This is a genomic window from Neobacillus sp. S1227 (genome assembly GCF_055385255.1).
On record NZ_AP038276.1, the window covers coordinates 3,712,666 to 3,737,069 of the forward strand.

The window sequence follows — 24,404 nt, forward strand, 5'->3', positions numbered from 1 at the left end:
ATTAACCACCATTTACATAAAGGAGATAGATTTGATGTCTGAGAACCACCAACCGGAAACTGAAAAAAAGAAGGTAAGCCTTCAGGAGCTTGCCAAACAGCAGCTGCAAAACAAAAAAAACCAAGCCGCAGCTAAAGCAAAAGAGAATGGCAGCCTGCAAACGAAAAAAATGAAAAGCCAGCAAACCAAGAAACCAAGCAATACCCGCAGAAAAATGGGCTCTTAATGAACGGACAGAATCGGAAAGATATTATTCCTGGGATTACCGTTGATATTGTTTTAAAAAAGGACCAAAAAACGGGCAGACTGACAAGAGGAATCGTCCAAGATATTCTGACCAAATCCCCTAACCATCCCCACGGCATTAAGGTTAGACTGACAGATGGGCAGATTGGACGAGTTCAGGAGATTCACAACTAATTTCTCGCAAAAAAGCACACAATTTAACCTGTGTGCTTTTTTATATCAATTACAAACTTCCCAGTGGTAACCATCATCATTGTTGGGGTAAACAATGTCGCTCGAGTTCAAGCAACTGCATCTTCATCTCTAGTCCACCTAGATAGCCGGTCAACGAACCATTTTTTTTCAACAACACATACTAGAAACCGGGGGAATGAAATTGATAGATAGTCAACACACAAATAATAGCTGGCATGAAGTTAATGGTAACATTATCATAAAGCTGCCGGATGACTTTAATCTAAAAGCGAATCTTGGCTATTTGGAGCGGAACAAGAATGAATGTATGTTTGAAGTCGAAAACGGCATCATCACAAGGGCGGTTGCCGTTGGAGAAACACGAGCTTTAGTACAAATTCATGTAAATGACCGGAATCAGATGATCGTTCAGTTTTTGAAAGACTCTAGACCTAGTAATCAAGCGGAATGTACTGCAGTTTTCTCGTACATTCGTGAATGGTTTGATCTGGATCGTGATTTGAAGCCATTTTATGAAATGGCCAAATTAGACCCTCTGCTTAAATACCCCGTTCAAAAATTCTACGGCCTACGCGTAATTGGCGTTCCCGATCTATTTGAAGCGCTCTGCTGGGGAGTCTTAGGGCAGCAGATTAATCTTGCATTCGCCTATACTTTAAAAAGACAATTTGTTGAAAAGTTTGGCGATTCAATTGAGTGGAATGGCAAGAATTATTGGTTGTTTCCATCCTCCGAACAAATCGCCCAACTAACACCTACAGATTTAGCCGATATTAAAATGACCTTGAAAAAGAGTGAATATATTATTGGCATTGCCAGATTAATCACACGCGGAGAACTATCTAAGGAAAAATTATTGCAAATGGAAAACCTTAAAGAGGTTGAAAAAAGCCTCATCAAGATTCGCGGGATTGGTCCATGGACAGCAAATTACATCATGATGCGCTGCTTACGATATACCTCGGCATTCCCGATTGATGATGTCGGCTTGCATAACGCCATAAAGCATCTTACTCGTTCCGAGAAAAAGCCTGCAAAGGAAGAACTATTAAAGCTATCTCAAAGATGGGCCAATTGGCAAGGCTATGCGACGTTTTATTTATGGCGTGTCCTCTATTAAAAGGAATTGGATACGACTATTAATTATTAGAAATCTAGTCAAAAAAGAGCCAGGTACCCTCCAATTTTATAGACGACAAAAGCACACGAGTTCCTTAAACTTGTGTGCTTTAAGACGATATAAACAGTAATTTCAAAAATTAGTCCAACTGAATCTTTTTCAATTTCTCTATTACTTCGGATCTTCACGTCCTAACATTCTAGCTTCGTAATCCCCTAATCCATTTGTCCATAGTATTTCCGACCTGTAATGATCTTACTTTTGTAGGCGACAGTACTGCTTGTTAACATTTATTTAGTTATTTTCTCTTCCCATAAGTAACTTCAAGTCCTGCCTGCACATCCATTTGAATCCCATACTGTGGAATCGGATAGCGCATTCCATTTTTGCTTAAAGCCTCTAATCCGTCTAAAGCTTTTAACAAATCTTCCGGCGCCAAGGCCATCAGCAATTCATCGTCCAACACACCGCCAAACCTTCGTTCAGCAAAACAAGGAATAGATAGGCTTGGTTTTCTTGTAGCAAGGGCACGCCCCCACGAATCAGCACAAGAAGATTCCCCAACGACACTCCATTCAAATTTTTCAAAGTTTCTCCACTGCAGGCCGTTAATAAAAAGAATCATTTGCCCTGGAGTCCCATAGATCAGACAAATATCGGGGTTAGGGATACGATTCGAAACAAGTGGCGAAACGGCCATCGCTTCATATTTTCCATGGGGGACGACCGTCATTTCCTGCTGGTGTTTAGCTGAATCCTGCTGATTTTCAAACCAAACACCCGCCATTTGCTCTCCGGAAAGCCACTCCTCATCGCGAGGATGTAATCCTAAAACCACCTGGCATTGAGCCCCGACTAGGTCTTCGGCAGTGATGCCTACTGTCCAACCCAGTCTTGATGCATGGGCAACAAATTGGTCGGTTGTGTGGATACTTTTTGGCCGACGGATCTTAGGAATGGCTTCCATATCCTCCTTCTTTTCAAACATTTTCATCCCGATTGGAATGGTTTTAATTTTGAGGTACTGATTTAACCTGTCGACTATTGTTTTCCAATCATACGTTTTCTCTGGATTCTCCATTTGATTACCTCATTTCTCTTGATTATTATTTTCCTAATACCGCGTCGTGAATTTTCTGAATACACATAATACCCTACTACTATTAAGCTAGGAAGCTGATATTATAAAAATATTACTTTGATGGATGGTGAACTATATGCGTATAGAACAGCTAATATACATAGTTGAAATTGCCAAGACGTGATCACTTTCTGCAGCAGCGGTTCTGAATTAGTTGAATATTTTGGTTCATTCCACCATATTAATTCTACCTTCGTAAAATATTTGATTTTAATAGAAGTGTATATAGTTACACGTAATGAAAAATACTGGAGTCTTCCCCACACACTGTTAGCCTGCTTGTTTTTTCTTTCTAAAAAAATTGTCGAGATTGCTCCTCTAGAATGAAAATCGGTCCATTGTGTTACATTAATTTAGAAAAAATAAAAATGAAAATGTTTTGACATTTGGATAAAAATGCTGTAAATTATCAAATGTACGAACGATAAAAACATAAACTTTATATAATATTCGTGTTTAGGAGTGTAATTTCATGGATACAGTATTTGATTACGAAGATATTCAACTAATTCCCGCAAAGTCAATCGTAAAGAGCCGTTCAGAGTGTGACACAAGTGTCGAATTTGGCGGTCATAAATTTAAATTACCGGTCGTCCCTGCAAACATGCAGACAATCATCGATGAAAAAATTGCTATTTTCTTAGCCGAAAACGGTTACTTCTATATCATGCACCGTTTCCAGCCGGAAACGCGTCTTGACTTTGTGAAAGATATGCAAGCACGCGGCCTAATCGCATCCATCAGCGTAGGTGTAAAAGAAGGAGAATATGAATTTGTCCAACAGCTTGCCGATGAAAACTTGACACCTGAATTTATTACCATCGATATCGCTCATGGTCATTCCAATGCCGTTATTGACATGATCAAGCATATTAAAAAACTGATTCCTGGCAGCTTTGTCATCGCCGGTAACGTTGGAACACCTGAAGCCGTAAGAGAGTTGGAGCATGCTGGTGCCGATGCAACTAAGGTCGGTATTGGACCAGGAAAAGTATGTATTACGAAAATTAAGACCGGATTCGGTACTGGAGGCTGGCAGCTGGCTGCCCTAAGATGGTGCGCAAAAGCCGCTAGCAAGCCGATTATAGCGGACGGCGGTATCCGCACACATGGTGACATCGCGAAATCTGTCCGTTTCGGAGCATCCATGGTGATGATTGGTTCATTATTCGCGGGTCACGAAGAATCTCCTGGTGAAACATTTGAAAAGGATGGAAAGTGCTATAAGGAATATTTCGGTTCTGCTTCTGAATTCCAAAAAGGCGAACGAAAAAATGTCGAAGGCAAAAAAATGTACGTTGAACATAAAGGAAAATTAATCGACACATTAATTGAGATGGAGCAGGATCTTCAGTCCTCTATCTCCTATGCAGGGGGAAACAAACTGAAGGATATCCGTACTGTTGATTATGTTGTCGTGAAGAATTCTATTTTTAATGGAGATAAGGTTTATTAATCCATTGGGCCTCAAAGTGAATCTCTTAGTAGCACCTATTTGATAGGATCAGAAGATGTCTCACATTTGAGGCATCTCATTTATTGAATGTGCTCTGCGGACAGTTTTCCTTCTTTCTCAGTATGTTTTGTCCGTTGGAACCTGCTCTGCGGACAGTTTTCCTACTTTCTCTGGCAGTTTTGTCCGTAGAAACCTGCTCTATGGACAGTTTTCCTTCTTTCTCTGCAGTTTTGTCCGTTGGAACCTGCTCTATGGACAGTTTTCCTTCTTTCTCTGGCAGTTTTGTCCGTTGGAACCTGCTCTGCGGACAGTTTCTCTTCTATCTCAGTTAATTTTGTCCGTAGCAACCCGCTCTGCGGACAGTTTCTCTTCTTTCTCAGTAAGTTCTGTCCGTAGGTACTTGTGTAGGTGTAACAAAAAAATGCCTGCCTTTCCGGCAAGCATTTTTTTGATTAAATTACTATTTTTCAGCACCAGGTCGTGCTCTTTTAATAAAGAATGCCAGCACCAGAGCTATTGCCGCTATTCCTGTCGCAACAACAAAAGCGTCATTGATACCGCTAATTGTAGCTTCCTTCATAGCATCACCATAGATAGAATAGGTTGCCAACATCTTCCCTTGTTGAACAGGAATCCCCGCCATGGCGGCAAGTCCCTGACCCAGACCAGATAATTTCGCGGCTAGGTATGGGTTAGCACTTGTAATAACATTCGCGAAATTTGCAGAATGAAATTCACTTCTCGTTGTCATCACAGTAACAAGGAAGGCTGTACCGAGACTTCCAGCAACAGTTCTTGCTGTGTTGGAAGCGGATGTTCCATGCCCCGCAAGCCGTAATGGCAGCTGATTCATTCCTTCTGTCTGAACTGTCATTGCTAAGAAAGACATCCCAAACATTCGCATAACATAAAGCATCATAATATAGCCAAATGATGTAGACATTGTGAGTTTCGTAAATTGCCATGTCGTAACGACCGTTATGGTTAAACCAAAAACGGCCAGCCATCGGGCACCCATTTTATCAAAGAGCTTTCCGGAAATCGGCATCATTACCGCCATGATAATGGCTCCTGGGAGCATCATCAATCCTGAATCTAGAGCAGTAAAGCCGCGAATATTTTGCAGATAAATTGGCAGTAAAATCATCGCAGCAAACATTGCCATATTAATGATCATTCCGATAATCGTGGTCAAAGCAAAGATATCGTATTTAAACACCCGCAATTCGAGCATCGGCTGGTCTGTGGTCAATTCCCGCCAGATAAAGGCGATTAAACCAATCACACCAACGGCTAGTGTAACCACAACCTTAGCACTTTCCCAGCCATTATTCCCCGCTTCACTAAAGCCGTAAAGTAAAAACCCTAAACCAAGCGTGGATAAAATAAATCCAGGAGTATCAAATTTTGGCTTCGTTACCTCGGTAACATCTACCATCCAAACATACGCCAGGATTATGGACAAAATACCAAATGGAATGACAATATCAAATAATACACGCCAATCATAATGACCAATCAGCCATCCTGACAAGGTTGGACCGATTGCCGGTGCAAACAGCATGGCGACACCCATCAAGCCCATCGCCGCTCCACGCTGGTTTGGCGGGTAAATGGTCAGAAATACCGTCATCAATAGCGGCATAATGATGCCGGCTCCCGCTGCCTGGACAATCCTTCCCAACATTAACAGTGAGAAGGTCGGTGAAATCGAGCAGATCACGGACCCTAAGGTAAAGGATAATACGGCAAATATAAATAATTTCCTTGTCCCTAGCCTTGCCGTTAAAAACGCGGTGATAGGAATAATGATACCGTTTGTTAACATATACCCTGTTGAAAGCCATTGAACTGTGCTAGCGGAGATGCCTAAATCATTCATGATATGCGGAATCGCCACATTCAATAACGTTTGATTCAAGATTGCCACAAACGCACCAAGCATCATGGCTGCGACTACTTTACCTCGTTTTCCTTCAAATTGCTCTGCCGTAGAGGAATTGACGGCTGGCTTTCTTTTTCTTACTTGTTGTTCTTTTTCTTCCGTCTTTTCAACCGCTTCAGTTAGGGACTTCTGTTCAGATTGTTCAGCTTCTTTTGGCAGCTCTTCTTCTTCCTTCACTAAAGCAGTGCTATATTCCTGTTCAGGCTGGTTTTCCTTTGCCGCCTGCAGTTCCTGTTTTTTAGATTCTCTTTGTTTTCTCAGCATTACATTAACAAATAATAATAGAAGGACCGATATTAGAATATAACCTGTAAGGTATATGGACATGTCATCACCTACTTATGAATTCGCACTGTCACATTCATACCAGGAACTAATCTTTCTCCATAATGATCAAGCGAAATTTTGACAGGAACGACCTGCGTTTCTTTTGTATAGTTTCCTGAAGCATTGTTTTTCGGTAAAAGTGAGAAAGTCCCGGCTGTTGCTAAGCCAATTTCTTCAACCTTGCCATTTAGCGTGATGTTTGGAAACGCATCAACATAAATATCAACATCCTGGCCCACTTTCACATCATTCAAATCGGTTTCTTTGACATTGGCTGTTACCCATAGATGGTCAAGGTCGTAGCTGACAGCAAGCGGTGTGCCGGCTGCTACCATTGTATTTTCGACAGCATTTGTTTGGACAATGGTGCCGTCAGCAGGAGCTTTGATGTCGACATCCACTGCACCTTTTTCAGTTACCATTTGCACTGTGCCCATCGTGTCATCCTTTGCAAATGTATCGCCTGTTTTTCCAGTCCATTTTGTTAATGTTCCAGTTGCTGGCGCTGCAACGCTTACCTGCTGTCCAGCAATTTGGGCGTTATCAGTGGATAAATAGTTTACTGATTGATTAAAGTAATAATAACCTGCAAAGCCTCCACCTACTAAAATAATCAGTAGTATGACATTTATTAAAATCATACGTTTAGCGTTCATAAATATTAAGTCCTCCTTTATTCACTTAAAATAGCCTGGATTTGCATGTGAATCCGCAATAAATGCTGTATATCCTCTTCTGGCAATTGCTTAATCTTGTTAAGCTTTTGGACAAGCTCTGATTCATTCAATATCGCTTGCTCCAATTTCTCTTCTCCTTTTTCCGTCAGATGAATTGTAATGGACCTGCGGTCATGGGGCGGATTGCGGCGTTCAACAAAACCGCTTTGCACAAGCCGGTCCACTACCCCGCTAACGGTACTGTTCGTTAATTTCAGGATTTCTGCCAGTTCCACTAACCCAAGGTTTGGACGCTGGGAAATTTTATACAAGGCCTTCAGCTGAACAACGGTTAATCCATTCTTATCAGCATCTTTTTTCGAAACTTTAAAGAGAAGCTTGCTTATATCTGAAAATGAATTCAGAATCTCACTGTTATAGGCAGTCTTCATGTCCCTCCTCCTTTTTAGCTATTAGTTACTATACGAATATTTCGTATGCGAAATATTTAGCGTAATTAATATTTACACACGATCCCCCTTTCTGTCAATTTGTTTAAGAAAAATTTAATAATTTACTAATCTCTAAATTGCTACACACTTTTATTCAAAACTAATCAAGTACGTACATTGAGAATTCTTGTCACAATTTTACTTCCTAGTTATAAATAATTACAACCCAAAAAGGACCTCCTTGGGCTTGGCCAAAAAAGGTCCTTCCTTAGATTGTCAACTTACTGCCTTATGCGCAAGTAAAGGCTTGTGCAATGGCATCTGATACAGCAGCTAGTGTTTCTGGACGAGCACCAAGTAAGCTTCCCAGTAAAAATGCTACAACCAATACAAGTCCAACAACAATATCACCAAGTGTTGGACAAGCAGGCAATGTTACTGCCATGGATAATCCCCCCCTTTCTCTCTTTTTTACATAAGGAAGATTTGACCCTCCTTATATTAGACAAGCTATGCGGAAAGGATTAGATTGGTAATAGTAAAAAAGCATATTTTATTATTCTCATATATCAATCTAACATCGCTAATTACCCGAAATCTGAATTGGTACGGCTTCTCGTGGAGTATAGTCCTCCAGAATTTTCCGACTTGCAACGAATAATATGTTCTGGTTCGATATTTTCTTTGGATTTTGCACAAACACTTTCACACAAGGATAGATTTTGGAAATCGTTAAATATAATGTATCCAAGAATTTATCATGTTTTATTTTTCCGATATAGTTCATGATTAAAATCCCTTTGTCGGACAGCTTTTCCTCAGTCAAAGCAAAGAACTCTTCCGTTGCTAGATGGGTTGGTACTTCATCATTGTTGAATGCATCTATAAAAATGATATCCTGAGAATGAGCCTCTTGAATATTTAGAAGAACTTGTCCATCGCCAATTTCTACATTTTGACCCGAATGTCCAAAATACTTCATGGATACCTCAACAACCACCGGATCCAATTCCGCCGTTACCATATCCTTATTTGAATAATAAGAACTTAGGGTGCCAATTCCATGTCCAATAATAAATCCTTTTTTAAAATCAGGGACAAAGAAATCAATAAGATCTACTGTGAGTCGAATGTATGAAACAACTAAGTCATTCGGTTGCTCCAAATTCATGATTCCTTGACTCACATTGGATGAAAACTGAAGCATCCGGAATTTCCCACGCATTCCTTCGTATTCACTTCGCTCCATAACGTAAATATTTTGATAACTGCTAGAAACCTTATAAACTAATGTTGACCCGTAAAATGGAAGAAATAAACCCAAATCATTTTTTTTATTTAAAAAATCCATCTATACTCCTCCATAAGCATGTTTACTATAGATTATTCATTTGTACTTATTGCGGAATGAATAGATTGCATAAAAACTAACAAAATAGAAAACTCCTTTTATAGGGTTATTCACACACTTCATTTTTGCAAAAAAACATATGATAAAGTAAATTTTTGATTTTAATAAATGATAAAGGGGTAATAATATGGATGAAAATGTAGTGGAAAATAATAATAACGGTGGTATTAATGTAAGTGAGCAGGTGCTAAAGAATTTAAAGGGAAGTTTAGGAAATCAACTTGATATGAATTCTCTGATGCAGATGGCAGCCACTCTTCTAAAAAACGAATCTCTTTTAAGTTCTGTTGCTGGACTTAGTAATCTTAAACTTCCATCATCTTTTGCACCTGTAAAACAAGGAAATACAGAAACAGCAGCCTCTAGCCAGGAGGATTTCGCTAATATGGTAATAGAATTACAAAAAGCAAATGAAATGCTATCCTCTCTAAATACTAATTTGGAGAATATGGCCAACGTGGTTTTAGAACTTAAACAACAAAACGAATCACTGGCTTCTATGGCTCAAAAGTTGGACAATATCTCTAATAATACTTCAGGATTATACAAACAAATAAAACGAAAAAATCAAAATAAAAAGTAACGCATTCATGCGGTGAAAGCAAAGGCCTCACCGCTTTTTTTCATTAAATTATTCTTTCTGTTAAAGCTCTGCCAAGAATTTCTCCGTAAAAAAGACACCCCAAAGTGGATGCCTTTTTTACTACCTTATTTCTGATACTTTGACAACTTGGAGGTTACACCCGAAGACTTTCGTTCAGGTGGTTTTGCTTTCAGATTTGAAGCCCAGGAAACGGAGGATTCGTATCTCTCTGCATGTTCTTTCTTGACAAGATATTGCAGGCGTTCTTTGTTTTTCTCCAGTGATTCCTCCAAGGATTGCAGGCGGCGCCTTGGGAAAGACAGCCCTGCCAAAATCGTCGTAATCGTCGGATCCCCTTCCGTTATATAGGTTCCCTCAAATAGTTCTAAAGGCTCCCCGATCCCCTCAAAAATAGCAGGTGCATTAATGAGTTTCGTGACTGTCTCCGGCCCTTCATATATAAGTCCTGCCCGAATGACCCCAACTGTATCAACAGGGCAAAAGATGGAGCTTGCCCAAGAGCGTTGAATGCATTCGGCCACTTCTTGCGTCGTTTTCGCATCAGTAACAGGTGCAGACGAAATCAACGTTACTCCTCTTGTATTGAGGATATTCATCAAATCGGTTTCATCAAAATTGCCGTAAAATGAACTCTTTTGGGTTACTTCCAGGACATGGCTGATGGCCTGCATAACCTGAAGGTTTGACTGAAGATAAATCTGCTGCTTGCTTGATTGTGGATTTACTCTACGCATTTGATCGTTATCCACTAAAAATACAGAAGAAATGCCTTCAATTTTGGAAAGTTGTTCAATGCATTCAGACGCATTGATCCGATTCCCCGCCAGCACATTCCGCTCAGGTACAACCGCAATCGCCCCAATATTCATCCCCGTCAGCTGGTCTAATAAAATATCAATTAACAGCGGACTCATCCCCGATCCGGAACCTCCGTCCGTCGAGAATGCAACCAATAACAACCGAATGTTTTTAAAGGACTTTTTAACAAATTCAACCATTTCCCTGTGGTGTTGATGAACGGCCTGTAAACCTACTGAGCGGTCCTGCCCCGCGCCATTGTATCCAGGTACAAAATACTTCTTTTCCACTTTCGTGTTAACGGCCCCATCTCGTTGATTTGTGTTGATTAGGGCGCTCTGAAAGCCCATCGTTGATGCTATTTCAGCGATATTTCCTCCTGCTTGACCTACCCCCAAGATGCCGATTGATTTCACCTTATCGCCTCCTTATCTATTATGAAAATATTCAGTTTTTGCAGATTTAGACTTATCCATTGAAAAATTGGCTTGTCTAATAAGTTATTTAATCCGTAAAAAGGATCTTCGATAGGTAAACGACAATGGCAACGGTAAAACGCTGATGATGGTCGTTAACAGAACCGCTTGGGAAGCATACTCCGGATAATTGTTGTATTCGAGTGCAAGCTGCGAACTATTTCTCGAGGTTGGAAAAGAGCTGGCAATGAATAACGCCTGTGCGGTAATCCCTTTAAGACCTAGAACCGTGATAACTAAAAACCCAACTATTGGTGAAATAATAAGCCTGCAGATGACAATCCAAACAATGGGCTAGCGGGCTCCTGGATATTTTTTCAGCATAACACAATTGTTATTTCTATGAAATCAAACTGTAATACTATTCACTTTTTTCGATTCATAGAAATAGACACTAAGAGATTACGTGCCATCAACTAGGAGGGGAATATTAGATGAAAAAATTAATAGCGGCATTAACAATGGTGATATCACTCATATTTTCTTCACCTGTTTTTGCTTATACCGTTAAGACCGGGGATACGATGACTAAAATTGCAAGAGAACATCATATGACTTTACAAGATTTAGCGAATCGGAACCCTCAGGTTCAAAACCTCGATTTGATTTATGTCGGACAAACTATACATACTAGTAATTCTGAGGCTGAATTGACGGCAGCGAGGACCGTTGCTGTTAGAGCGGCGGCGGCATCTGCCGCGTTAGCAATTGAACAGAATCAGGGATATTCAGAACAAGAACTTGATTTGTTGGCAAGATTGGTCAGGGCCGAGGCAGAGATTGAGCCTTACGAAGGAAAAGTGGCTGTTGCCTGCGTTGTTTTAAATCGTGTTGCGAGTTCGGCATTCCCAAACTCGATAAGAGAGGTTGTTTATCAAAAGGGGCAATTCCAGCCTGTCCGCAATGGGGCCATTAATAAACCCGCTGATGAGGATTCTATTAAAGCTGTGCATGAAGCATTGAACGAGAAAAGGGAACTAGTAGGAGATTCATTATTCTTCTATAATCCGGAAATTTCAACAAGCCGCTGGCTTGATACAAAGATGACAACTGCTGCGATTGGGGACCATGTGTTTAAAAGATAGTTTGATAGGAGAACCGGGCAGATTTCCCTTTGCCCGATCCTTTGTTTGATTAAATCAATTTATCCAATTACCTTTTTCAGGTCCTGAATAAACTCCAAAACCTTTTCCTCTTTTGTCGCCCAAGAGGTAACCAGCCGGATAGCAGAGTGGTCGGAATCAACCTTTTCCCAAATATGAAACCCATACTTCTTTTCCAGTTCTGTAATTGCCGCATTCGGGAGAATCGGAAAAATTTGGTTAGATGGGGACTCGGTCAAAAAAGAAACATTCAAATTCTTTATTTCAGCAACTAGCAATTCCGCCAGCTTATTCGCATGCCCTGCCAAGTCAAAAAATAGGTTGTCTCGAAACAGTTCATGGAACTGAATGCCAAGGAGTCTTCCTTTCGCAAGAAGCCCGCCTTTTTGCTTTATATGATAGCGGAAATCCTCCTTCAGCGAGTCACGGCAAATCACTAACGCCTCCCCAATCAGTGCTCCGTTCTTCGTACCACCGATGTAAAAAGCGTCCACCAATGCAGAAAGATCACTTAAATGAAGATCATTCTCCGAGGAACACAATGCCGACCCTAGTCTCGCACCGTCCATAAATAAAATCAGATTATTTTCATCACAAAAATCTTTTAATGCGGCCAGTTCACTCTTTTTATAAATCGTGCCAATTTCAGTGGAATTGGAGATATAAACAAGCTTCGGCTTCACCATATGCTCATCCGGGTGTCCGTTAAGTACTGCTTGAAGATGTGATGGATTTAGTTTGCCGTCCTTTGTTTCAATCGATATGATTTTATGGCCAGTGGCTTCGATAGCACCTGTCTCATGCCCTAGAATATGTCCGGAACTTGCGGCCATCGCTGCTTCATGCGGTCTTAAGAAAGCGGATATAGCAGTCAGATTGGTCTGGGTACCACCTGCCAATAAGTGAATATCTACATCCGTCCTCCCGATTTTTTCCTTTATCAATTCAACGGCTTTCCGGGTATAGCGGTCTTCTCCATACCCATCTTCCTGAACAAGATTCGATTCTACTAAAGCATTTAAAATTCTAGGGTGCGCCCCTTCACTGTAGTCGTTTTTAAAGCTGTACATTTGTGTTTGCCTCCAGTTTTTCAAAATGGCTATTATTTTTACATTGTACCATTCTTTTTTTTTTAAAATCCTCTATTTTGACACAAAAAAGCCATTACCGTGATCCAATCCACCGGTAATGGCTTTTATAAAAATTACACTGCCTTTGCAGTTGGAACATATCGTTCTTGTGTTTGCTCTGCCTTTCCCTTTTTCAAGCTAAGCATCGCAATAAATGATACGCAGTAAAGTACTGCAAGATATCCCATGGCAACCGTTACGTTCGCGTGCTGCAGGATAAACCCTACTAAAATTGGCGATAATCCGCCAAGCGCCCGGCCAAAGTTGAAAATCGTGTTGGTAGCGGTACTGCGTACTTCAACAGGATAGTAGTGGCTGATCAAAGCACCATAACCGGCAAACATCCCATTTGCGAAGAATCCGACGACGGCACCGCCGATTAAGACACCGGCACTTCCTGCTGCAAACGAGTATAAAAATACTGCTACTGCTGAGGCTAGCAAGAAGATTCCGTATGTGCGTTTCATTCCTAATCGGTCGATAAATTGTCCAAACGTTAGCATCCCGACAATCATTCCAACCGCGGTGCTGATGGTCCATAATGCGGAACCTGACACCGTCAATCCTTGTGATTTTTGAAGCATCGATGGCAGCCAGATCATTAAACCATTATAGCCGGCAATTTGAACGGTTGCCATGATGGCCAAAGCTACTGTCGTAAAGGCCGTTCTGCGAGTCGCAAACAATTGCTTTAAATTCCCTTGCTTTTTAACCAACTTCTTCTCTTTTTGAGCGGCCACCCATTCCGGCGACTCGTCCAAGTTTTTACGAACCATAAAGGCAAAGATTACTGGGATAATTCCGACGAAGAACAATCCTCTCCAACCCCAGGAAGGAAGAATTACTGCACTTAATAGTGCTGCCAGAATGACTCCATATTGTGCCCCAACACTTACATAGGAGGAAGCGCGCCCCTGCTTGTTCTTCGGCCATGCTTCTGCAACCAGTGCCATACCAATTCCATATTCTCCGCCTGCCCCTAGACCTGCGATAAAGCGAAAGATATAGACTTGCTCAATATTTGTTGCCAAACCAGTTAACGCTGTTCCGATTGCAAACAATATAATCGTATAAGTAAAAACTTTTACTCTGCCAAACTTATCTGCCAAAATTCCAAAAATTGTTCCCCCAACTAACATACCCAAGTTGGTAATCGAAGAAATGAGCCCTCCTGTTGCCATATCAATGTGGAAATGAGCAATAATCATGGACATGGCGAAGGAAATAAACATGATGTCCATTCCTTCTAACGTTAAACCTGCAACTGATGCTACGACTGTTTTTTTCTGATAATTCACTGCTGTCATTCTCCTTTCGAGCCTCTCTGGACCCTGATTAAAAGATACTTTCACAAAAATAAAAACCCTTCCGTCGACAAAGAGACAAAAGGGTTTCATATACAAAAAAGATATATGAGTGTTTCCGTACAACCCTTTTTGGCCTCTCTGGACCATATTAAAGGAAATTTATTTTTTCTTATAGTAACATAATTATAGTGGGCTGTCACGCATTATTTTAATCCTGAAGCCTCGGCTTCGCGGGGTCACAATTTGGCATTTCCAAATTAGCTGATTCCGCCAGTTTGGTAAGATAATAGCATTCCTCCCGCCACATATGGTCCGCCATTAATGGGGCAAATGTTCCTAACGCCTGTTTGCTTAACTCCAGTTCTTCGATTTCCTTTAAAAAACTTTGAAAAAGCTTGATTTCCAAGGCAGCATCCGTATTAAATTTTGCCAAAGCCGGAAAAGCGGCCAGGTTGGTCCTTAAGTAACCTGCCATTTCAACTGCCTTTAAATAAAATGCCTCAAAATCCTTCGTAAATCTATCACTTTTCTCTCTTAAACTTTTTTCCACACCGTCCAAATTAGAGGAAATGGCATCCGAATGGCCGGCCGCATCCAATAACCAAACAAGATGATGATGCACTTCATGGTAGACTGGAGGGACCTGCCCAGCTTTCAAGTGCTTTAAAATCCGTACATATTCTTCTAATTCATTGACCATATGGTTGAGGAAAGTTGGGGAAAGGTGGATTTTGATTTTACCAATCAGGTGTTTACTTAACATGTCTAATTTAAATTCCCGAAGTTTCATTACCTCTGGTTCTGCTTGGACTGCCATTTGCTTTGGATCAGTCGTTTTTACCTGACTCAAAAGATTATCGAATATCCGAATGAAATTTACAGCTCTTTCAATCTCCTCCTTTTGAACAGGTGCTAGTGCCTCATAAATAAACCGCGAATGGTCCCCAAGTATTTGCAGCCAGAAAGAATGCTCAAAGCTGGCAGTCTTAACAAAGGTGTTATTCATGTTGAGCTCCCCCTTAAACAATCTACAATTATAAAATTATTCAAACACCATTATTATTTTATGAAGGAACACTGCCGCTCTATAACCATCCTTAGGTTTATGGACAGACCCCATAATATTTGAAGAAGTTGATTTCCCCGTTCTAACATTCATTTTGAAACACTAGAGCCGTCCTCGTGCATTGTTTTCATGCTTCGCACATCGTTTTTTGTTCCAACTGGGCCGTGGCCTGGTACGGCTATTGTAAAATCAAGGTTTTCTACAATTTCTAGAATTTTCATCCATTGCTTAGGGTTTGATTCTTCAAAGTATGTTGGCGGGGTTTTGACAAATAGTAAGTCACCCATAAATAGGACCTTTTCTTCCGGTATTAGGAGCATGGCATCGCAGAAGGAATGTCCGCCGCCTAGAGTAAATAGTTTTGCGCTTCTTTTGGTTCCGATTAAAACTTTTTCGTCATTAAATATTTGCTGGGGTAGTGTCAACTCTAGCGAGAGCAAGGACGCTTCCACTTCCGTTAAAAAGCTGATTTTGTTCTCTAGTTCCCTATTATGATTTTGTCCCAATTGTTCTTTTAAAGTTTGAATATAATGGGTAAGTTCCTTGATGCCCCGTTTCTGCTGCTCGATTCGTGCAGGATGAATGTCCCGCATTTTCTCATATGTGATTTGACTGGAAATAATTGTACTGTATTTAAACACCTGATTGCCGCGTATATGGTCCCCATGGAAATGGCTGTTCACAACCCAGGTAACCGGACGGGCTGTTTCCATTTCCGCTGCCCTTTTCAAATCTTCTGCTGCCTGCGGCGTATTAAATGTATCAAACACAATCGTCTGATCCCCCAAATCTACGAAACCGGCGTTTCCAACCGCACCGCTGCCTTCCTTTGCAATCGCGGCATAAACCCCTTCCCCCACTTTTTTCAGTTCAAAATGCTTGCTGTAAAATTCTCCGTTCATCCTATTTCCTCTCCTTTTTGCCGATTGTATTATAATGGAATTATATGATGCCTCTAGTCAGCAGGACTACTTATTGAGCAAATAGTAAATCAGTTGGGGGAGAACCATGTCTTTTTCTTTAGATGTTTCCAATCTATCAGCCGAACAAATATCATTTGGGTACTCAGCCGCACACGAAACTCTAATCGCCCTTCACGTGTTCATCGATTGCAAGCACCACCCGCTCCATATCCCATGGGTCATAAATGCCAGGAAGAAAGTGAACCCTGCTTTAAAACAAGAAATCGATGCATTTAGCATTTTTTATAAACGGCCCATTGTTACTTTCTGGGGACTACAAGAGAATTCGACAATCAGCGATTTTGCGGAGGATCTAAATAAACTAAGTTGTGACTCTTCCGATGCATTTTTGGAAACGATTGTAGAAACTATCTTAGGCCCCCAAAAAATGAATCAACAACAAGAATTTGTCCAATTAGCTTGCAGCCGTTACCCGGAATCAAAGGAAATTATCTTAGCCTTGATGGAAAAACCGGAACAAGTACGGCTAAGATTTTTGACGCTGCTGGAGAATTTTTGGAATACCTGTATGAAGGACGACTGGAGTAGAATAGAAGAACTTTTTCTAAAGGATATTGCTTCCAGCGGCAGATTGCTTATGAAGGAAGGACCCCTCAAGCTATTGGGAAGCCTTTCGCCGGAACTTGATATTCATCCTACAAAAAAGAAAGCCGTGATCAGAAGAGTTTCAAAACGGGAATTTTATTTTGAGAAAGACGATGTCTTACTGTTAACTCCTTCCTACTTTGCCTGGCCGCATTTATTTGTCAATACCCATAAACCAGTGGGGATTAACTACTCTATCATGGAAAATCAGCAGGAGGCTGCCCGGCCCATTCCTCCTGAGGATTTATTAAAGCTGTTCAACGCATTAGGGGACTTAAGCCGGCTTCAGATTGTCAAATATTTATCCCAAAAACCACGGTCGACCAGTGAATTGGCCGGACTGATGGGAATGACTGAAGGTGCCGTTTCTAAACATATAAAACTTTTAAAAGATGCAGGCTTAATCGCTTCCAAGCGAAAAAGCTATTATGTTTTTTATCATTTGCTGGAAAAATCCTTTAGTGAAATTCAATCAGGTTTGGCACACTATATCAAAGGAACCGAATTTATGGATTAACTACCCGATGGTTTTTCAAAAATAAGGAAGGGAATTCATGGTGAAATAACGAATACACATTAATAAGCTTAGAAAATTCACTCAAGGGTGGTAACAATGGAGGCCATAACCTTTAAAGCATTCGCCATCACAAACGAAATTAATTTAAACAAAATTGCCATTCATTGCGGCATACCGAAGAAATTCACCTGGGAAGAACCTTTAATCTTAAAGAGAGATGTATTGCGTTCTATCCTCATGCAAGAGGTCTCCGACATGCAAATGGTATTGATTTTTTCCTTCGGCAGTGTTGTCTTTATCAATCATGCAAGTGATGAGGACTTCAACATTGTATTTCGCTTTATCCGGTCTTTCGAGCCAGACGTTGACCTCAATATTACAAACAAATACACGGACGACTACAGCCTGCACATCGGAGAAAACGAAAACCTCGATCTCGCTGACGAATTCGTGGTAGTCCCGGAATTTGAGGATTTCTATCCTGAGCTAATTTCCACGGTTCTCGCTAAATCAGTGGCCCTTGAAAAAACCGAAGAGCAACTCGGAAAGATTCATGATAAGCTTGAAAACATGATTGATCGGCTTGAAAAAGGTAACTTGAGAATCGGCAACAAGGAACTCGCCCGGACAACAGCGAAAATTGTGCGGCATGAGTATAACACCCTGGCCTATATCATGATTCTAGATAAGCCCGACATCACATGGGCAAGCAGCACGGCCAGTGATTTTTATGATAGGATGATCGAATTTTTCGAACTAAATGATCGTTATAAAATCTTAAAAAGCAAAACAGACATCTTATACAATATCATGGATGGTTTTTCGACCATCAGCCACTCCATCCGCGGCCTGTTCGTGGAGTGGATTATCGTCATTCTCATCCTGTTTGAAATTGTCCTGACCATTTTGCAAATTGTCGGGTGGATTCCTTAAATTCTATTTTTGACATCTTCTCTGATTGATTCAATCAGCTCTTCCGGTATTTCTGCCGGAAGAGACATACCAGCCTCATACACCCATCTGTTCATCACTTCTAGATCCGATTTTTTGAATGTAATACTATATTGTTTATCCTGATGAATAAAATCCACCGTTACATATTCTTCGCTTGCAAAGTCATCATCAATAATCATGTTGTTAATCTCATATGATTTCACGGTTTAATCTCCTTTGACATTCATGTATTAAATTTTAGCTTGTCCTACATTCAGTCAAAATCCAACACCATTTTTCGATTTTTTTCACAATGTTTATAACATATTTTTCAAATCAGGTTCATATATAAGTAAAGAAAGGTTTGTACAATGATAATAGGATTTCGGAAGGTGGGAATGAAATGGACAATAACACTCCTGTAATTTATAACGGCAAGAAGTATGTCATCCTTTTTCAGTACACTTCTGGGTACTGTGAAATTAAAGAAGTTGGAAGCTTGCATCATATTGAATTGGTTCATTTATCAGAATTAACGGATGTTTCCTAGTACACCAAAAGGCATGCCAACATAAGCATGCCTTCTTATTTTTGGCCTATTCTTTTCCTCCGCCAGACGCTTCCCATTTAGCAATTTCCCTACGAACGATTGGTGCCACTTCCTTACCCAATAGCTCAATCGCTTTCAACACATCCTCATGAGGCATGGTGCCTAGAGGAACATGCAGCATGAATCGGGTAATTCCCACATTTTTTCTTAATTGAATGATTTTGGCGGCCACCGTTTGCGGATCACCCACATACAAGGCACCTTCAAAGCTGCGGGCGGCATCGAAGCTTGACCGGTCGTAACGGCCCCAGCCTCTCTCCCGTCCCAGTTTATTCATAACATACTGTGTCGATGGGAAAAACTTGTCCACCGCAATATCGGTTGTTTCCGCAACAAACCCGTGCGAGTGTGACGCCACTGGAAGCTTTTCTGGATCATGACCTGCGCGAGCGGCAGCACGTTTATACAATTTTACCAGCGGTGCGAAATGAAATGGGCTTCCTCCGATGATTGCCAGTACTAATGGAAGTCCCAGCAGACCAGCGCGGACCACCGATTCGCTCGTACCGCCGCTCCCAATCCATACTGGCAGCGGGTCCTGAACCGGTCTTGGGTAAACGCCGCGATTGTCGATAGCAGGACGGTGCCCTCCTCGCCAGGTTACTTTTTCCGATTCACGGATCTTTAATAAAAGCTCTAGTTTTTCATCAAAAAGCTCATTATAATCACCTAAATCATATCCGAATAACGGAAACGATTCGATAAAGGAGCCGCGTCCGGCCATAATTTCAGCCCGTCCATTCGAGATACAATCCAGTGTTGAAAAATCCTGAAATACTCTGACTGGGTCATCAGATGAAAGAACCGTTACCGCGCTGGTCAAGCGGATTCTGTTTGTTTGGGATGCCGCTGCCGCAAGAATTATAGCTGGAGCAGACGCTGCATAATCCTCGCGATGATGCTCGCCAACACCAAAGACATCGAGTCCAACCTGATCTGCTAGAACGATTTCTTCAACCACTTCCCTAATTCGCTGGGCATGGCTTATAACCTCGCCGGTTTGCACATCCGGCGTAGTTTCTACAAACGTGCTAATACCTATTTCCACTAAAAAACCCCCTGAATGACTTAAGAAGCCAACATTTTCTAATTCCTTTTTATCATTTATTTTGCGTTTGTTCCAAGAAAATAGCCTGAAAGCCTTATTTTAATAAGTAATACCTTAAAAAATGGTTAATCTATAAAGAAAAGCGTTCGTGGGGAGAGCCTTCATGGATAAAACTTATAATAAGAGGCTATCGCTTTATGCTGTACGGGAGCAAATACATCGAGGTGTAACAAAAGTGCCGCATTTAACGCCTGAATCAGTCGGATTGGGTATCTTACTGGCGTTAATCGGCGGATTCTTGGATGCTTATACGTTTGTGAGCAGGGATGGTGTTTTTGCGACTTCCCAAACCGGAAATCTCGTGTTATTGGGTGTTGAGGTCTCGAAAGGAAATTGGGATCAAGGCTGGAGGCACATACCGCCTATTTTGGCGTTTGTAATTGGGGTGGTGGTTGCTCAAAGCTTAAAACAACCGTTTATTACGAGGAAGTTCCCTTATCCCGCGCGGTCGGTTCTTTTCTTAGAAAGTCTCGTCCTTTTGTTTGTCGGAGCCCTGCCAGCAGCCGTGCCGAATACGTTCGTGGTTATAACGATTGCTTTCGTTTCCTCCGTTCAAATTTCGTCGTTCCGGACTTTGGTTAAGTGGCCCTATAATTCTGCGATGGTGACTGGTAATTTGCGTACGGCGGCAGAAGCTGCCTATACCGCATTTGTGCTTCGCAACCGACAAGGCATCCAGCAATTTTTCGATTTCAGCGTTGTGATTGTTTCATTTTTAGTGGGAGCATTACTTGGAACCCTGTTCACCCAGCTTTTCGGCACGAAAGCGATTTGGTTTGTGTCGGGGATATTGATTTGTGCGTTGATGGTGTTAAATGCGAATCCGAGGACGCTGTTGAATAAGGGGTAATTTATTATGAAGGCTTTCATAAACATTTTAAGTACGTAATGAAGAATCTTTTCCAAACATTTTAACTGGTTTTGTCCTCATAACCCTTTCATGAGGGCACTTCTCCATTTATTTTAAGCGGTTTTGTCCTCATAGCTCCTTCATGAGGACACTTCTCTAAACCTTTTAACCGGTTTTGTCCTCATAGACCCTTCATGAAGACACTTCTCTAAACCTTTTAACCGGTTTTGTCCTCATAGACCCTTCATGAGGACACTTCTCTAAACCTTTTAACCGGTTTTGTCCTCATAGACCCTTCATGAGGACACTTCTCTAAACCTTTTAACCGGTTTTGTCCTCATAGACCCTTCATGAGGACCTTCTCCACACATGTTAACCGATTTTGTCATCATATACCCTTTCATGAGGACACTTCTCCACACATGTTAACCGATTTTGTCATCATATACCCTTTCATGAGGACACTTCTCCATTTATTTTAAGCGGTTTTGTCCTCATAGCTCCTTCATGAGGACACTTCCCTAAAACTTATAACTGGTTTTGTCCACATAGACCCTTCATGAGGACACTTCTCCACACATTTTTACCGATTTTGTCCTCATAACCCGTTCATGAGGACACTTCTCCATTTATTTTAAGTGGTTTTGTCTTCATGGCCCGTTCATGAGGACACATCTTCAAAACATTTTATCCGTTATGTCCTCATTACCCTTTCAATTGGCCTCTTCGTCCCATACCATCTATCCATTTGCCTAATAGAAGCATTCCACCACATAAACGGATTTTATGACCCCTCCCACTAAACTTCTCATTTACTGAATATCAGCCGCAGCCTCTACAATAAAAACCTCTTTTATTCTTAACCACTTAATCTAATTCAAGCCGAGAATTTATTAAATGCTATCAACATTGGCTATAATGGTATCATACTATTTTGGATTTCAATAAAATTATTTTGAGGGATTCCAATGCAAAACTTTGAACAGCAACTTCAGCAAGCATTAAACGAATGCCAAAGACTTAAACAAGAGAATCAGCAATTAAAGCAAATATTAAAATCTCATAATATTGATTATCGGCCGCAAGATTCACAAACTATTTCCATGAAGGAACAAGTCAAAAAGGAAAAGATCCTGGAAAGAATCCAGATTTCAAAAATCTTTTTAGAGGCAGGCACGATGTTTTTGCTGTTCGCTGGGAATCTAGTGATGGTAGAAAGGGGTATTCACCTGCTTGTGAACTTGAGTGGCATCCAAACCTTTGCCATAAACCTAAAGTGAAATGTGCCGTTTGTCAGCATCGAAAATTTCTCCCCCTTAGCGACCAGGTAATTTACGATCATCTATTTGGGAAACATACTATTGGAATCTATCCAATGCTACTAGATGATACCTGCTGGTTTTTAGCGGTTGATTTTGATAAAAATAACTGGCAACAGGATTCGCTCGCTTTTTACAGCATTTGCAAAGAGTTGAACGTCCCTGCCTGTATTGAAAGGTCCCGCTCAGGAAACGGATGTCACATTTGGATTTTTTTCGACCATGCACTGCCTGCTTCCGTAGCACGCAAACTGGGGAATCTTTTATTATCACGGACTATTGAAAAGAGGCATGAAATCGGAATGACTTCGTATGACCGTTTATTTCCGAACCAAGATGCCATGCCTAATGGTAACTTTGGAAACTTAATCGCCCTGCCCTTGCAAGGACGGACAAGAAATGAAGGAAACAGCGTGTTTGTTGATGAAAACTTTGTTCCATATGCAAATCAATGGAACTATTTAAAACAAGTCAAGAAAATGTCTTTAGCAGAAGTACAGGTCCTTATTAACGAATTCAACGGTGATTCTTTTAATTATATCCGCCAAACGAAAGAGATTAAAAATCTTCCTGAAAAATTGAAGGTTATTGAAAGAAATGGTTTATACATTGAAAAAAATCCCATCCTCTTTCATTCATAAACTGATGCAGCTAGCAACCTTTAATAACCCAGAGTTTTATAAAGCCCAAGCCAAGCGATTTTCAACACATGGAATCCCTAGAAAAATAGCCTGCTATGACGAAACTGACCAATTCTTCATTTTGCCAAGAGGTTGTAAAAATGAACTAATGTTACTGCTTAATGAAAACAAGATTAAACCATATTTTCACAATGAAACCAGCCGGGGATCAGAGATTTCGTTAAGTTTTAAAGGGACTTTAAGAACTGAACAAGAACAAGCTGTTACAAAATTAATGGAACAACCTAATGGAATATTATCAGCAACAACCGGATTTGGAAAAACTGTTGTTGCCTCTGCCCTAATAGCTGGAAGAAAGGTAAGTACATTGGTAATCGTTCACCGAAAGCAGTTAATCGAGCAATGGAAACAAAGCCTGTCGAGCTTTTTAAGTTTGGACGCCAATCAAATTGGACAAATAGGTGGTGGAAAAAACAAACGGACTGGAATCGTTGATATTGCCACTATTCAAAGTCTTAATTATAACGGGGAAGTTAAAGACTTAATTAACCAATATGGCCAAATTATTGTAGATGAATGTCATCATATAGCAGCCTATAGTTTTGAGAAAGTGTTAAAAGCAGCGAATGCTAAATTTATTAATGGTCTTACTGCTACACCCAAAAGAAAGGATGGGTTGGATCCGATTTTGACGATGCAACTAGGACCAGTTCTTCATAAGGTTACCGCGAAAAATCAAGCAAAAGTGAGGCCGTTCGATCATATCCTTCAGCCAAGGTATACAAATTTTAAAAGTTCAAAGAAAGAAGAAAAGAAAGATATTCAATTTCTTTATAGGGAACTCGTAAAGGATGAAATCCGAAACAAAATGATATTTGATGATGTTTTAAAAGAACTTGATAAAGGGTCAGTGCCACTCATTTTGACCGAGAGAGTGGAGCACGCAAATGATTTAAAATCGAGGTTTACGGGATTTGCCAAAAACGTTATCATTTTGACAGGTCAAATGAGCAGAAAAGATCAAAAGGAAAATTTAAAAAAACTAGAAGAGTTATCGGATGATGAGGAAAGATTGGTTATTGCAACAGGTAAGTTCATTGGAGAAGGTTTCGACCATGCCCGTTTAGATACCTTATTTTTAGTCATGCCTTTATCCTGGGAAGGTACATTGCAGCAATATGTCGGCAGACTTCATCGACTCCATGAAGATAAATCCCAAGTGAAGGTCATTGATTATGTTGATCATAAAGAGCCACTTTTGAAAGCTATGTTTGAAAAACGAATGAAGGGCTACAAATCAATGGGATACAGAACGTCAGAATCAAACTCCAAAGCACAATCTGAATCCGAACAAATGAGGTTGTTCTAAAAATTACCAATAGGGTGTCAACAATGACACCCTTATTTTGCGTTAGTAGCTATATT

Annotated in this window: 26 protein-coding genes and 1 pseudogene; 13 read left to right on the plus strand and 14 right to left on the minus strand. The window is 40.7% G+C overall.

Annotated features, from left to right (window positions below; all coding sequences use genetic code 11):
* Positions 1-34: 34 nt before the first annotated feature.
* From ACZ5AE_RS18500 to ACZ5AE_RS18510, 3 genes are all read left to right on the plus strand, one after another.
* Positions 35-226, plus strand: a complete 192-nt coding sequence (locus tag ACZ5AE_RS18500; protein WP_464566070.1) for a hypothetical protein — start codon at positions 35-37, stop codon at positions 224-226.
* Positions 226-420 (plus strand): YwbE family protein, encoded by a 195-nt coding sequence (locus tag ACZ5AE_RS18505; protein WP_464566071.1) that lies wholly within the window; start codon positions 226-228, stop codon positions 418-420. The genes ACZ5AE_RS18500 and ACZ5AE_RS18505 overlap by 1 nt, the downstream gene beginning before the upstream one ends.
* A 202-nt stretch (positions 421-622) precedes the next feature.
* On the plus strand, positions 623-1,561 hold the full coding sequence (locus ACZ5AE_RS18510) for a DNA-3-methyladenine glycosylase family protein (RefSeq protein ID WP_464566072.1): 939 nt from the start codon (positions 623-625) through the stop codon (positions 1,559-1,561).
* 298 nt (positions 1,562-1,859) lie between these two features.
* Here ACZ5AE_RS18510 and ACZ5AE_RS18515 read toward each other — a convergent pair whose 3' ends face one another.
* Positions 1,860-2,642 carry a DUF169 domain-containing protein gene (locus ACZ5AE_RS18515; protein WP_464566073.1) on the minus strand — a complete coding sequence of 261 codons (783 nt, stop codon included), beginning with the start codon at positions 2,640-2,642 and terminating at the stop codon, positions 1,860-1,862.
* 532 nt (positions 2,643-3,174) lie between these two features.
* Between ACZ5AE_RS18515 and guaC the strand changes: the two genes are divergently transcribed.
* Positions 3,175-4,158, plus strand: coding sequence for a GMP reductase (gene guaC / locus ACZ5AE_RS18520; protein WP_464566074.1), 984 nt, complete (start codon positions 3,175-3,177; stop codon positions 4,156-4,158).
* 460 nt (positions 4,159-4,618) lie between these two features.
* Here guaC and ACZ5AE_RS18525 read toward each other — a convergent pair whose 3' ends face one another.
* From ACZ5AE_RS18525 to ACZ5AE_RS18545, 5 genes are all read right to left on the minus strand, one after another.
* The gene (locus ACZ5AE_RS18525) at positions 4,619-6,430 is read right to left on the minus strand and encodes a DHA2 family efflux MFS transporter permease subunit (RefSeq protein WP_464566075.1); all 1,812 of its coding nucleotides are present in this window, start codon (positions 6,428-6,430) and stop codon (positions 4,619-4,621) included.
* 8 nt (positions 6,431-6,438) lie between these two features.
* A complete protein-coding gene (locus tag ACZ5AE_RS18530) occupies positions 6,439-7,086 on the minus strand; it encodes a biotin/lipoyl-containing protein (protein WP_464566076.1) in 648 nt (215 codons plus the stop codon).
* A gap of 17 nt (positions 7,087-7,103) precedes the next feature.
* Entirely contained in the window at positions 7,104-7,538 is a 435-nt protein-coding gene (locus tag ACZ5AE_RS18535) for a MarR family winged helix-turn-helix transcriptional regulator (RefSeq protein WP_464566077.1), read from the minus strand.
* Positions 7,539-7,827: 289 nt separating this feature from the next.
* Positions 7,828-7,983 carry a hypothetical protein gene (locus ACZ5AE_RS18540; RefSeq protein ID WP_464566078.1) on the minus strand — a complete coding sequence of 52 codons (156 nt, stop codon included), beginning with the start codon at positions 7,981-7,983 and terminating at the stop codon, positions 7,828-7,830.
* 138 nt (positions 7,984-8,121) lie between these two features.
* On the minus strand, positions 8,122-8,889 hold the full coding sequence (locus tag ACZ5AE_RS18545) for a spermidine synthase (RefSeq protein ID WP_464566079.1): 768 nt from the start codon (positions 8,887-8,889) through the stop codon (positions 8,122-8,124).
* Between the two features lie 187 nt (positions 8,890-9,076).
* Here ACZ5AE_RS18545 and ACZ5AE_RS18550 point away from each other — a divergent pair, with 187 nt between their 5' ends.
* The gene (locus ACZ5AE_RS18550) at positions 9,077-9,532 is read left to right on the plus strand and encodes a hypothetical protein (RefSeq protein WP_464566080.1); all 456 of its coding nucleotides are present in this window, start codon (positions 9,077-9,079) and stop codon (positions 9,530-9,532) included.
* A gap of 125 nt (positions 9,533-9,657) precedes the next feature.
* On the opposite strand, the gene ACZ5AE_RS18555 is transcribed toward ACZ5AE_RS18550, so the two are convergent.
* Positions 9,658-10,767 (minus strand): FtsZ/tubulin family protein, encoded by a 1,110-nt coding sequence (locus tag ACZ5AE_RS18555; RefSeq protein ID WP_464566081.1) that lies wholly within the window; start codon positions 10,765-10,767, stop codon positions 9,658-9,660.
* Between the two features lie 84 nt (positions 10,768-10,851).
* Positions 10,852-11,118 carry an AEC family transporter gene (locus ACZ5AE_RS18560; protein WP_464573663.1) on the minus strand — a complete coding sequence of 89 codons (267 nt, stop codon included), beginning with the start codon at positions 11,116-11,118 and terminating at the stop codon, positions 10,852-10,854.
* 143 nt (positions 11,119-11,261) lie between these two features.
* Here ACZ5AE_RS18560 and ACZ5AE_RS18565 point away from each other — a divergent pair, with 143 nt between their 5' ends.
* Positions 11,262-11,912: a cell wall hydrolase gene (locus ACZ5AE_RS18565; RefSeq protein ID WP_464566082.1), complete on the plus strand. Its 651-nt coding sequence runs from the start codon at positions 11,262-11,264 to the stop codon at positions 11,910-11,912.
* 59 nt (positions 11,913-11,971) lie between these two features.
* Here ACZ5AE_RS18565 and ACZ5AE_RS18570 read toward each other — a convergent pair whose 3' ends face one another.
* The 4 genes from ACZ5AE_RS18570 to ACZ5AE_RS18585 all read right to left on the minus strand — a co-directional run bounded on the left by ACZ5AE_RS18570 (position 11,972) and on the right by ACZ5AE_RS18585 (position 16,335).
* Positions 11,972-13,000 (minus strand): threonine aldolase family protein, encoded by a 1,029-nt coding sequence (locus tag ACZ5AE_RS18570; RefSeq protein WP_464566083.1) that lies wholly within the window; start codon positions 12,998-13,000, stop codon positions 11,972-11,974.
* 134 nt (positions 13,001-13,134) lie between these two features.
* Positions 13,135-14,358 (minus strand): MFS transporter, encoded by a 1,224-nt coding sequence (locus tag ACZ5AE_RS18575; RefSeq protein WP_464566084.1) that lies wholly within the window; start codon positions 14,356-14,358, stop codon positions 13,135-13,137.
* Between the two features lie 217 nt (positions 14,359-14,575).
* A complete protein-coding gene (locus tag ACZ5AE_RS18580; RefSeq protein WP_464566085.1) occupies positions 14,576-15,373 on the minus strand; it encodes a DUF2935 domain-containing protein in 798 nt (265 codons plus the stop codon).
* A 149-nt stretch (positions 15,374-15,522) separates the two neighbouring features.
* Positions 15,523-16,335, minus strand: coding sequence for an MBL fold metallo-hydrolase (locus ACZ5AE_RS18585; protein WP_464566086.1), 813 nt, complete (start codon positions 16,333-16,335; stop codon positions 15,523-15,525).
* Between the two features lie 106 nt (positions 16,336-16,441).
* Between ACZ5AE_RS18585 and ACZ5AE_RS18590 the strand changes: the two genes are divergently transcribed.
* The gene (locus ACZ5AE_RS18590) at positions 16,442-17,518 is read left to right on the plus strand and encodes an ArsR/SmtB family transcription factor (RefSeq protein ID WP_464566087.1); all 1,077 of its coding nucleotides are present in this window, start codon (positions 16,442-16,444) and stop codon (positions 17,516-17,518) included.
* Between the two features lie 96 nt (positions 17,519-17,614).
* Complete coding sequence (locus ACZ5AE_RS18595; RefSeq protein WP_464566088.1) at positions 17,615-18,451, plus strand: RMD1 family protein; 837 nt, start codon at positions 17,615-17,617, stop codon at positions 18,449-18,451.
* On the opposite strand, the gene ACZ5AE_RS18600 is transcribed toward ACZ5AE_RS18595, so the two are convergent.
* Entirely contained in the window at positions 18,448-18,675 is a 228-nt protein-coding gene (locus ACZ5AE_RS18600; protein WP_464566089.1) for a hypothetical protein, read from the minus strand. The genes ACZ5AE_RS18595 and ACZ5AE_RS18600 overlap by 4 nt on opposite strands.
* 179 nt (positions 18,676-18,854) lie before the next feature.
* On the opposite strand from ACZ5AE_RS18600, the gene ACZ5AE_RS18605 reads away from it, so the two are divergent.
* Positions 18,855-19,001, plus strand: coding sequence for a hypothetical protein (locus tag ACZ5AE_RS18605; protein WP_464566090.1), 147 nt, complete (start codon positions 18,855-18,857; stop codon positions 18,999-19,001).
* A gap of 46 nt (positions 19,002-19,047) precedes the next feature.
* Here the strand turns inward: ACZ5AE_RS18605 and ACZ5AE_RS18610 are convergent, their stop codons facing one another.
* Complete coding sequence (locus tag ACZ5AE_RS18610) at positions 19,048-20,109, minus strand: LLM class flavin-dependent oxidoreductase (protein WP_464566091.1); 1,062 nt, start codon at positions 20,107-20,109, stop codon at positions 19,048-19,050.
* Positions 20,110-20,272: 163 nt separating this feature from the next.
* Here ACZ5AE_RS18610 and ACZ5AE_RS18615 point away from each other — a divergent pair, with 163 nt between their 5' ends.
* The 4 genes and pseudogenes from ACZ5AE_RS18615 (at position 20,273) to ACZ5AE_RS18630 (ending at position 24,348) form a co-directional block, all read left to right on the plus strand.
* A complete protein-coding gene (locus tag ACZ5AE_RS18615) occupies positions 20,273-21,019 on the plus strand; it encodes a YoaK family protein (RefSeq protein ID WP_464566092.1) in 747 nt (248 codons plus the stop codon).
* 968 nt (positions 21,020-21,987) lie between these two features.
* The gene (locus ACZ5AE_RS18620) at positions 21,988-22,299 is read left to right on the plus strand and encodes a hypothetical protein (RefSeq protein WP_464566093.1); all 312 of its coding nucleotides are present in this window, start codon (positions 21,988-21,990) and stop codon (positions 22,297-22,299) included.
* A pseudogene (locus tag ACZ5AE_RS18625) lies at positions 22,230-22,979 on the plus strand (TOTE conflict system archaeo-eukaryotic primase domain-containing protein); the annotation flags it as partial. The gene ACZ5AE_RS18620 and the pseudogene ACZ5AE_RS18625, both read left to right, overlap by 70 nt.
* Positions 22,948-24,348: a DEAD/DEAH box helicase family protein gene (locus ACZ5AE_RS18630; protein ID WP_464566094.1), complete on the plus strand. Its 1,401-nt coding sequence runs from the start codon at positions 22,948-22,950 to the stop codon at positions 24,346-24,348. The pseudogene ACZ5AE_RS18625 and the gene ACZ5AE_RS18630, both read left to right, overlap by 32 nt.
* The last annotated feature ends 56 nt before the right edge of the window (positions 24,349-24,404 follow it).